The organism is Acetobacter tropicalis (assembly GCF_001580915.1).
GTDB classification, from domain to species: domain Bacteria; phylum Pseudomonadota; class Alphaproteobacteria; order Acetobacterales; family Acetobacteraceae; genus Acetobacter; species Acetobacter tropicalis.
The window spans coordinates 1-10,457 of record NZ_LHZQ01000148.1 but is presented as its reverse complement, the minus strand read 5'-3'; the positions used below and the strand labels follow the sequence as shown (position 1 = coordinate 10,457).

9 protein-coding genes are annotated in these 10,457 nt (G+C 54.4%); 5 read left to right on the top strand and 4 right to left on the bottom strand.

Annotated features, from left to right (window positions below; translation table 11 throughout):
• Window positions 1-75 precede the first annotated feature (75 nt).
• The 4 genes from AD944_RS02195 to AD944_RS02185 all read right to left on the bottom strand — a co-directional run bounded on the left by AD944_RS02195 (window position 76) and on the right by AD944_RS02185 (window position 1,970).
• Complete coding sequence (locus tag AD944_RS02195; protein WP_045543310.1) at window positions 76-474, bottom strand: lipoprotein; 399 nt, start codon at window positions 472-474, stop codon at window positions 76-78.
• A 136-nt stretch (window positions 475-610) separates the two neighbouring features.
• Window positions 611-910 (bottom strand): hypothetical protein, encoded by a 300-nt coding sequence (locus AD944_RS02190; RefSeq protein WP_045543309.1) that lies wholly within the window; start codon window positions 908-910, stop codon window positions 611-613.
• Window positions 911-923: 13 nt separating this feature from the next.
• Window positions 924-1,094 carry a hypothetical protein gene (locus AD944_RS16985; RefSeq protein ID WP_169794938.1) on the bottom strand — a complete coding sequence of 57 codons (171 nt, stop codon included), beginning with the start codon at window positions 1,092-1,094 and terminating at the stop codon, window positions 924-926.
• A gap of 237 nt (window positions 1,095-1,331) precedes the next feature.
• Window positions 1,332-1,970 carry a LexA family transcriptional regulator gene (locus tag AD944_RS02185; protein ID WP_179946506.1) on the bottom strand — a complete coding sequence of 213 codons (639 nt, stop codon included), beginning with the start codon at window positions 1,968-1,970 and terminating at the stop codon, window positions 1,332-1,334.
• A gap of 109 nt (window positions 1,971-2,079) precedes the next feature.
• Here AD944_RS02185 and AD944_RS02180 point away from each other — a divergent pair, with 109 nt between their 5' ends.
• The 5 genes from AD944_RS02180 to AD944_RS02160 all read left to right on the top strand — a co-directional run bounded on the left by AD944_RS02180 (window position 2,080) and on the right by AD944_RS02160 (window position 10,181).
• Window positions 2,080-2,406, top strand: coding sequence for a hypothetical protein (locus AD944_RS02180; RefSeq protein ID WP_236709303.1), 327 nt, complete (start codon window positions 2,080-2,082; stop codon window positions 2,404-2,406).
• Between the two features lie 262 nt (window positions 2,407-2,668).
• Window positions 2,669-5,110: a type I restriction-modification system subunit M gene (locus tag AD944_RS02175; protein ID WP_045543306.1), complete on the top strand. Its 2,442-nt coding sequence runs from the start codon at window positions 2,669-2,671 to the stop codon at window positions 5,108-5,110.
• Window positions 5,089-6,339, top strand: coding sequence for a restriction endonuclease subunit S (locus tag AD944_RS02170; protein ID WP_082741323.1), 1,251 nt, complete (start codon window positions 5,089-5,091; stop codon window positions 6,337-6,339). Before AD944_RS02175 ends, AD944_RS02170 begins: the two co-directional genes overlap by 22 nt.
• A 46-nt stretch (window positions 6,340-6,385) precedes the next feature.
• Window positions 6,386-9,454: a type I restriction endonuclease subunit R gene (locus AD944_RS02165; protein WP_045543305.1), complete on the top strand. Its 3,069-nt coding sequence runs from the start codon at window positions 6,386-6,388 to the stop codon at window positions 9,452-9,454.
• Window positions 9,444-10,181: a M48 family metallopeptidase gene (locus AD944_RS02160; protein ID WP_045543304.1), complete on the top strand. Its 738-nt coding sequence runs from the start codon at window positions 9,444-9,446 to the stop codon at window positions 10,179-10,181. Before AD944_RS02165 ends, AD944_RS02160 begins: the two co-directional genes overlap by 11 nt.
• The last annotated feature ends 276 nt before the right edge of the window (window positions 10,182-10,457 follow it).

The following is a 10,457-nucleotide window of genomic DNA, read 5'->3' as shown; positions in this document are numbered from 1 at the left end:
TTCGTACGCCTCGCGGCGCCCGAAACCCTTCAGGGAAGCAGATGTCACCCGGCATCCGAAAGGCCGGATACGGGCTCAGAAGACGCCGCTTCCGGTTTTGACCGCCGAGGCATTCATCGTGTGATGCCAGACGACGTCACCGTTAAAGAGAATGGTCAGGGTTTTCTCGGTGCCATGTGTGCCCTGATGGAGATCGCCATACAGCGGAATGAAGTTCGCCGCGTCCGATGAGGCGTTGGTGAAGGAGTAGCGCCACTGTTCGTGGCCGCTGTCGGTAAACGAGCTTTCACGGGGATCGCCGAACAGGGCCCGGATCTGGGCTTTTGTCGTGACACCATCCTGAATCTTCTGGTCGATGGAAGTCACTGTTTCGTTCTTGAGGCTTTCGTTGCCTTCCGTGGCGCAGCCGGACAGCAGGATCATGGCTGTCAGGGAAACAGCACCGCCGAGCATTTTGAGCGAGCGTGAGGACATGGAGGCATTTTCCTTTTTTGTGAGATGATGGAAAGATCAGCTATTGAAGACAGTCGGATATTCTTCTGTCTCACCGACTGTATTCAGGCGGCTTTATTTGATTTCGTCAGTAAAGGGGTTTCTGAATCGGTCATATTCAGTCGATCCCGTAGAACTTCCGCCGTTCTTCTGCGGTCCTGCATTTTTCCAGCATCGGCCTGCGGGGATAGACCCACGCGGCAAGCCCGAAACAGAACACGATGACCGGATGAAAGGGGATCGATATGACGATCCCGCAGAGGGCGCAGACACAGGCACAGAACAACGTCATGTCACGAAGTTCCTTGCGGTTTGCGGCTTCTTCCGCGCCATATTCTTCTTCATAGGCGGCAAGACGGGCAGCCTTTTTATCGACGCTGCTCTCACCGGCCTGCAGAATGGTGTCATTGAGGGGCATCGTGCTCTCCCGGTCAGTCATGACGGTGGAACAGAAACATGCACGCCAGATAGGTGCAGAGCATGATGAGGCTCGGAGAGAGGACATCACGCGTGACGAGCCAGTCGCAGATTTTATTCAGGTACACCAGCAGGAGGATCCCGCCCACCACGCCGACGAAGACAAGGGCTGTCAGAAGCAGCATATCAGGATGCTCCTGCGCCATAACGGACAGGAAGCACGCTGAACGACGCGATCCGACAGGGTATGCGATCGAAAACTGACAGAGACACCATCATGACCTCCCTATGGCAGAAGGGCGGAAAGCGCCGCCCCTGCGTGCCTGATGGGAGAGATAATTTACGAGATATCGCCTGGCGTCAATACGAAATATCGTATTTCATGACAATTGGCTTTTCGCCGGTCGTTTAAAGCCAGACCATTACGGTCTGGGCACGCCACCGGTCCACACAACTTCGCCCAGAAGCCGGAAGCAGTCCAGTCTGTTTTCTTCGATATCCTGTGGCGGGTAGCGGTGGTTGTCGGCTATGACCCGCACACCACCACCCAGACGGGGATCGAGGCGCCGGATCATCAGCGTGCCGCTGCTTTCCAGCGCATAGAGGGCGCTGGCCGTGACGGTTGTCACACTGCGGTCGACGATCACCAGGTCGCCTGAGGCCAGCGTGGGCTCCATCGCATCGCCCTCGCTGGTCATCAGGCAGAGGGCCGAAAGATCACGCGGGATGGCGCTCTGCAGCCAGTCGCGTCCGACCCGCAGGCCGTCCTCGTGATTGTCGTGCCAGGGAATGACGATCTGCCGGGTGGTGCTGGCTGTTCCGTCCGGACTGTCAGTTCCGGGACCGGTGCCGTTGCCAAAGGCCAGCCAGTCCAGAGAGACGCCACAGACGCGGGCCAGTGAGGAGATGGCGGAGAACTTCATTTCTCCGCCGTTCATATAATCCCGCAGGGTTGTATAGGGGACGCCAGCCGCCTTTGCGGCATGGGTGATGCCGATGCTCTGGGCAGCTTCACGGAGACGCTCGCCACGCTCGCGCATCAGGCGGATCTGTTCATCCATGAGCGTGCGCTTCTGTCTGCGTTTGCGTGCCACGTATTCTGTCCTCATCACAAAATGAGGATGTTATACGGTTTCCCGCTTGATATGTAAGTCGGAAAAGCGTAGTTGTGTGAATCGTAATGTTGCGGGACCCGTCACTCATCATGGTCAGATCCTCGCACAGAAACGGCGTTCTGTCGAAGGGATTATCATGCCTGAAGATCCGCTCCTGCCACCGCCCGCACATACTCCCGGTCTTGAGGACCTCCATGCCGGGCTGCACGACGTGCTGCGTCTGATCGAAATCGAGCACGCCTTGCTGCGCGGGCGGCTGGAAAGCCTGAAGGCTGATAGTGAGGGAGCCAGGTTGCTGGAGGGAGTGATGGTCCTCGGCGCCGTGCTTCAGCAGAGGATGGCAGGGCTGTTGCAGATATGCCGGGAGATCGGGAGGCTGTGAGTGAGGGTGAGGGGTTCCCCTCTCCGCGATGGAATGGGGAGTCGGACGGAGGGGCAGAAAGTCTCCTTTAATTGAAAAACGGACGGTCGGGTAATTTCTGGCATGATTTACGCTTGGAAAGCGACTGGCCAATGCATGTCTTGGCGGCGCTTATTCATACATTGTCAGATCGGCTATGTTCCATGTCACAATAAGGCGGTAAACTCGAAAGTGTCTCGCACGACGGGATACCTGAAGCTGACTGACGAAGATCTGGAACACCATGGCAATCAAAAAGAGCGATATTTACCGGTCCCTGTGGGATAGCTGCGACCAGCTGCGGGGCGGTATGGATGCTTCGCTCTACAAAGACTACATCCTGACCCTCCTGTTCGTGAAATATGTTTCCGACCGGGCTGGCCAACCAGATGCGCTGATCGAAGTCCCCAAAGGTTGCTCCTTTGACGATATCCGCAAATTACGCGGTACTAAGGATATAGGTGAAGGTATCGACAAAGCCATTGCCGGCATCGCTGAGGCAAACGACCTCAAAAACGTTATTGATCGCGCCTATTTCAATGATACCGAAAAATTCGGGCGCGGTGCGAAGATGGTCAATACGTTGACCTCGCTCATCGATATCTTCAGCCGTGAGGAACTGAATTTCAGCCGCAATCGTGCCGACGGCGATGACATTTTGGGTGACGCTTACGAATATCTCATGCGGAACTTTGCGGCTGAATCTGGCAAGAGCAAGGGGCAGTTCTACACGCCAGCCGAGGTTTCGCGCGTTGTTGCTGCCGTCGCTGGCGTCAACCGCGCCACCAGCCCGAAGCAGACCGTCTATGATCCTACATGCGGTTCAGGCTCTCTGTTGCTCAAGGCCGCCGATGCCGCCAGTGTCGACCTGACCATCTACGGTCAGGAATTTGATATCACGACCCGCGGCCTCGCCAAGATGAACATGATCATGCACGGGCGCGAGGATGCCGAGATCGCTCAAGGCGATGTCATGGCTGAACCGCAGTTCACGGATCCCAAGGATGAGACAAGGCTTCTGACCTTCGACTTCGTCGTAGCCAACCCGCCTTTCTCTACCAAAGCCTGGCGTTCGGGACTGACCGGCGATAAGGAGTTCGGACGGTTCGATCTCGGCATGCCACCAGAAAAAAATGGTGACTTTGCGTTCCTTCTGCATGTTCTCAGTTCCATGAAATCCACCGGTTCCGGAGCAGTGATTCTGCCTCATGGCGTGCTTTTCCGTGGAAACAAGGAAGCCGAACTGCGAGAGAAGATCCTCAAGCGCGGCTATATCAAGGCGATCATCGGACTACCGGCCAATCTCTTCTATGGCACCGGTATTCCTGCATCGATCATCGTACTCGACAAATCCGAGGCTTGTGCCAAGCGTCCGGTTTTCATGATCGACGCTTCTCGCTGTTTCATTAAAGACGGCAACAAGAATCGCCTGCGTGAGCGTGATATTCATAAGATTATCGATGCCTATACTCGACAGGCAAAGATTTGCGGCTATTCCCGTCTCATTCCTTACACTAAAATCGTCCGTAATGATTTCAACCTGAATATCCCGCGCTATATCCCCAACCCCGACCCCGAAGATCTGCAGGACATTGAGGCGCACCTGAAGGGAGGTGTTCCGAACCGCGATATCGATGGACTCTCGGAGTTCTGGAAGGTGATGCCCGGTCTCCGCAGCACGCTCTTCGGACCGAACTCGCGTCCGGGTTATTCTGATCCCCTGGTCGAACCCGAGGAGGTCCGCTCCACCATTCGCAACCACCCCGAGTTTTCGGCCTTCCAGACCTGTATCCACACCATTCTTGATGGCTGGACTGAGGCGAATGCGCCACTGATGGACAAGATACAGGTCGATGATAAGCCCAAAAGCCTGATCCATACCATCGCCGAGGACATGCTGAGCCGCTTTGCCGAGGCACCGTTGATCGACCCGTATGAAGCCTATCAGCGGCTCATGTCCTACTGGGCCGATACCATGCAGGACGATGTCTTCATTATTACTCAGGACAGCTGGCAAGCAGCAAAAGAACTGCGGGAGGCCCGGAAAGAGACTGATGATAAGGGCAAGGTTAAATGGCTGGAAGAGGCCGATCTGACTGTGAACAGGGTGCGTCTCGTGGCCGATGTGATTCCGCCCCGGCTGATCATTGCCCGCTTTTTCCCCGACTTGCAGCAGGCCATTGATGACGCACAGGCAAAGGCCGAGGATCTGGGACGTGCAATCGAAGAACTGGTCGAAGAACATGGAGCTGAAGGCGGCCTTCTGGCCGATGCGCTGACCGAGGCAGACAAGCTGACCACAGCCTCGGTCAAGGCACGCATGAAGGACCCCACAGTCGAGCCAGAAGAATTAAAGCTTCTGAAAAAGGTGGCGAAGCTGATGACGGCTGAGACCGCTGCGAAAAAAGCCTGCAAAGAGGCTGAAGAGGCGCTAACCGAAGCTACGTTTAAGAAATACTCCGAATTGACCGAAGATGAGATTCGTACGCTGGTCATAGATGACAAATGGCTGACCGACATTGCTAAACTGGTCGATACCGAAATCGTGGCGCGGACGGAGCAACTAACTGCGCGGGTACGGGTGCTGACTGCGCGATATAGCCACACGCTGCCAGAGATAGTGGATAGTTGCCGCAAATTCGACAGCAAGGTTAGCGATCACCTATGCGCAATGGGATTTGCGTAATGCCTACTGGAACAAACCTTCCTAAAGGCTGGTCTCTTGTTCAATTGAGTCAACTGATGAAGTTTCAGAATGGGCTCAACAGCGACAAATCTGCTTATGGACGCGGCTTGCGGTTCGCAAATGTTTTAGAAGTCATTACTCACAGTCATCTTTTCGCTAACATGATCCCTGGTCGTGTCATCACCTCGGTATCGGAAACCAATCGCTACCTTGTGCAGAAAGGCGATCTTCTGTTCAACCGGACCTCTGAAACTCAAGAGGAAGTTGGGTTGGCGTCTGTGTATCTTGATGACGAACCCATTCTCTTCGGCGGCTTCGTGCTTCGAGGCAAGCCAATCTCAGATGCACTTGACCCGGTTTTCGCCGGGTATGGACTGCGGTCCAAGATTGTCCGCGAGCAGATCATAGCGGCGGGCCAAGGCGGCATTCGAGCGAACATCGGTCAGCAGAGCCTTTCAAAGATCAAAGTCGCACTTCCCGGCAAGCTTGAACAAAAAGCCATTGCCGAGGCGCTTTCGGATGCGGATGCGCTGATTGAGGGGCTGGAGCGGTTGATCGCTAAGAAGCGGCTCATCAAGCAGGGTGCGATGCAGGAACTCTTAAACCCCGAGCGTCGTCGCCTTCCGGGGTTTTCGGACCCGTGGGTAAAGAAGGTTCTTCCTGAACTTGCAGAGATCCGTTCAGGAGGCACTCCAAGCACGACCAACTTAGAATTGTGGGATGGAAACATCGCATGGTGCACACCGACTGATATCACGGCATTGAAAAGTAATCGCTTTCTCTCGCAGACTTCCCGGCACATTACTGAATTGGGATTGCGAAAATCAGCGGCTGAACTTCTGCCAGCAGGCACTATTGTGATGACAAGCAGAGCAACTATTGGGGAGTGTGCTATTGCGATGACCCCGATGTCGACCAACCAAGGATTTAAAAATTTTATTCCTCGACCAGGAATAGATCGGGATTTCTTATTCTACTTACTCAGCGCTCAGAAAATTGGATTCATTGAGCTTTGCTCAGGAAGTACATTCTTGGAAATTGGAATGAGCCAACTCCGTAAATATCACGTTTGTGTACCCTCCAGCACTAATGAGCAAATTGCAATCGCAGGTATTCTGAATGACATGAATTCTGAAATCCAAGCTCTCGAAACTCGTCTGGAAAAGGCGCGGGCTATAAAAGAAGGCATGATGCAGAACCTACTGACCGGACGGATCAGGTTGGTCTGACGATATTTTTCAAAAGAACACATTTTCAAGATACGGAGATTTCCTCATGAGCACCATTGGCGAAGCAGAACGTAAGGCCCAGAACCGGGTCATCGACCTGCTTTGCGGGGATAAATCCGGCAACATTGGTGGCCTAGGTTGGCGTTACCTTGATAACTGGCAGAAACGGGAGGGCAACGCCAACATCGAGACGGAACTGCTGCGCCCCTGGCTCCTCAAACGCGGTTATGCGCCCGATGTTGTCACGCAGGCCATTGCGCGCCTTGAGCGCGAGGCGCGAATGGAAGGCACAAAGCTCTACGAGGCCAATCAGAGCTTCTATGAGTTGCTCCGTTACGGTGTGGCCATCGTGCCTGGTCCAGGTGAGGCTCCGATCACCGTCCGTTTCATCAACTGGGTTGATCCGACTGCCAATGATCTCGGTGTCGCTGAAGAAGTATCAATTAAAGGCAAGGACGCCAGAGCCTGGAACAAGCGTCCCGATCTGGTGCTCTACGTTAACGGTATTGCGCTCGGCGTGGTGGAACTGAAGAAATCGACTGTAAGTGTGGGCGAAGGTATTCGTCAGACGCTGGATAACCAGCGGCCTGAATTTATCCGGCATTTCTTCACCACCGTGCAGATCACTTTCGCCGGGAATGACAGCGAGGGATTGCGTTATGCCCCGATCCAGACGCCACAGCCCTACTGGCTGGCGTGGAAGGAGGAGCGCGCGATCACCGGTCCGCTCGACCGAGATGTTACCCAGATGATGGTCCCGGCCCGTTTTCTGGAACTGATGCACGACTTCACCCTGTTTGATGCAGGTATCAAGAAGATCGCGCGGCCGAACCAGTATTTCGGAGTGAAGGCCGCGCAGGAGCGAGTACGCGCCCATGAGGGCGGAATCATCTGGCAGACACAAGGCTCGGGCAAGAGCCTGATTATGGTGATGCTGGCCCGCTGGATCAGAGAAACGCTGCCTGATGCGCGCATTCTGATTGTGACAGACCGTAGGGAACTGGATGGTCAGATCAAGGAGGTGTTTGGCAACACCGGGGACAAGGTACGCCGCGCGCGATCTGGAAATGATCTGATGGCGGCGCTGGCGGATCCGACTGATCGTGTGATTTGCTCACTGATCCACAAATTCGGCAAGCGCGAGGAAGGCGAACTGGCTGATATGGTGGCGGACATCCAGAGTGCAAAGATCGGCGCTCCGGTCGGCGATTTCTATGTCTTCATTGATGAGGCGCACCGTACCCAGTCGGGCAAACTGGCCCGCGCCATGCGGCAGGTGCTGCCAAACGCCATGTTTATCGGTTTCACGGGTACACCGTTGCTGCGGTCGGACAAGGAAACCTCGCTTGAGACGTTCGGTCCCTATATCGGCAAGCCTTATCGGTTCGATGAAGCTGTTGCGGATCGGGTGGTACTGGATCTGCGCTATGAGGCACGGGACATTGACCAGAGGATCAGCGCCCCCACCAAAATTGATGCCTGGTTCGAGGCTAGGACCAGGGGACTGACTCCCGTCGCTAAAGCAACCTTAAAGCAACGCTGGGGTACACTGCAGCGCGTTCTGTCGAGCCGCTCACGGTTGGATCAGATTGCCAATGACATTATCCTCGATATGGAGATGAAACCGCGCCTTAAAGCGGGTATGGGCAATGCCATGCTTGTGGCAGGATCAATTCCTGAAGCCTGCAAGTTCTTTGAGATATTCCGGAATTCGGGTTCGGTGCTCGCTGAAAAATGCGCCATTGTGACCTCTTACAAGCGGGCGGCCCCGGAGCTCACCGGCGAAGAGACCGGAATGGGCGAGACTGAAAAGCAGTATGTTCACCGGGTCTACACAGACCTTCTCGGTACGACCTCGGAAGAGGATTACGAGAAAGAAGCGCTGCGGCTGTTTAAGAAAGAACCGGGCCGCATGAAACTGCTGATCGTTGTCAGCCGTCTTCTGACTGGCTTCGATGCTCCAACGGCTACTTACATCTATATCGACAAACAGATGCGCGATCATGGGCTCTTTCAGGCGATCTGCCGCGTGAACCGCCTGGATGGGGATGACAAGGATTTCGGCTACATCGTCGACTACAAGGATCTGTTCCGGAACATCGAGAGTGCCGTGGATGACTACACATCGGAAGCTTTTGATGCATTCGATAAGGAAGATGTCGAGGGACTGATCACCAACCGCGCTGAACAGGCTGACGAGGATCTGCGTACTGCTCGCGATGCCTGGTTCGGGCTTATGGACGGTGTCGAACAACCGAAATCCGACAATGAAATTTACGCTTACTTTTCAAGTCCTCAAGGCATCGACAACGATCCGGATGCCGAGGAAAAGGCACGGCGACGTCAGGCGCTCTATAAGATCTCCGGTCGTTTCGCGCGAGCCTATGGCAACATCGCTGTCGAACCTGAAGACTCCAGCTTTAACGAACTGGAACTCGACGAAATCCGTCGTGAAGTCGAACGCGCCATCGGGATCAGGGACGCTGTCCGCCTCCACAGTGGGGATGCTGTGGACATGAAGCTCTACGAGCCCGCGATGCGCTATCTGATCGACAATTACATTCGAGCAGATGATTCCGAAGTGGTTTCGCATCTCGACGATCTCAGCCTGATCGATCTGGTCGAAAGCAAGGGTGCTGACGCGGTGAACGCTTTGCCATCCGTGTCGAAACGGAAGCATGAAAATGTTGCCGAAGCGATTGAGAACAATGTTCGCAAGCTGATTATCGAAGAGACCCCGGTGAATCCGCGGTTCTATGAGAGGATATCAGATCTTCTGACCGACCTGATCCGTCAGCGACGTGACGAAGCTATTGAATACGCGGAATATCTCGAACGGATCGCAGCTCTGGTGCGCGATGCGAAAGCCGGACATGGCAAGGACTATCCAGCCTCGATCACGAGCATGGGTCAGAAGGCTTTGTTTGATAACCTCGGCAATGATGAAGCGCTTACTCTGAAAGTCGATCGGGCCGTCCGGGAAACGGCACCCTTCGGGTGGCGCGGCAACAACATGAGAGAACGAAGGGTCCGGCGGTGTCTGGAACAGGTTCTGGATGATCCCGCTATCGTGGAACAAATTTTTGAAATCCTGAAGAACCAGAATGAATACTGAGTTTGCACAGATCGGCGCCATTGACGTCGAGATTGTGCGTAAGAAGATCAAGAATCTTCATATCGGATGTTACCCTCCCGAGGGACGGATTCGGGTTGCTGCTCCCGACCATTTAAGTGCGGATGCGATAAGGCTTTCTGTTCTGACCAGAATGCCTTGGATTAAACGCAAACAGGCCCAGTTCAGAGAACAGGAGCGTCAATCTCCCCGTTGCTTTGTATCGGGCGAGACGCACTTTCTTTTCGGGAGGCCCCTCAGGCTTGAGGTTCTGGAATGGGAAAAGCAGGTCCACCGGATTTCTCGTCACAGGAACGACCGCTTGGTCGTGAAAGTGCCCAGAGACAGCGAGACCAAGCAACTGCGTCGCTGGATGGATGCATGGCTGAAAGCCGAACTGAGACGGCAGGCTGAGTCTCGCATAGATATTTGGGCCGGGCGGATGAATGTATTACCTACGAAATGGGGGATACGCCCGATGAAAACCAAGTGGGGAAGCTGCAATCCGGACAAACGGATAATCTGGCTGAATGCAGAACTGGCAAAGAAGCCTGAACGGATGCTCGACTACGTCATCGTTCATGAACTCGCGCATCTGATCTCGCCCAAGCATGATGACCGCTTCACAGCAGTCCTTGATCGGGAAATGCCTCGCTGGAGAGAGATACGACGCGAACTGAATGATCTGCCACTCGCCGCCTGGGAGAACAAATGCTCTCACGAACAGTAGCATGACAAAGTTGCATGCCGGTAAAGTGTCCGTTCTTGAAAATAGTCCCATGAGCCTTAATGTCGGGCATGAAGGCCGACTGCCATCATATTACTGAGCGGACAGGCAGTTCAGCAGGAGAAAAATGCGTGTCTCCTTGCCATGCGCTAAGCGGAGTTTCTGCTAACGCCTACATGTCAGTCGCAAAGCTCGCTAAAAATTTTCCATAAAGCAGACATATCTCACTCGAAAATAAACCGTAAGCTTCCGGAGTGAGACGCCTTGTTGATTTTATGA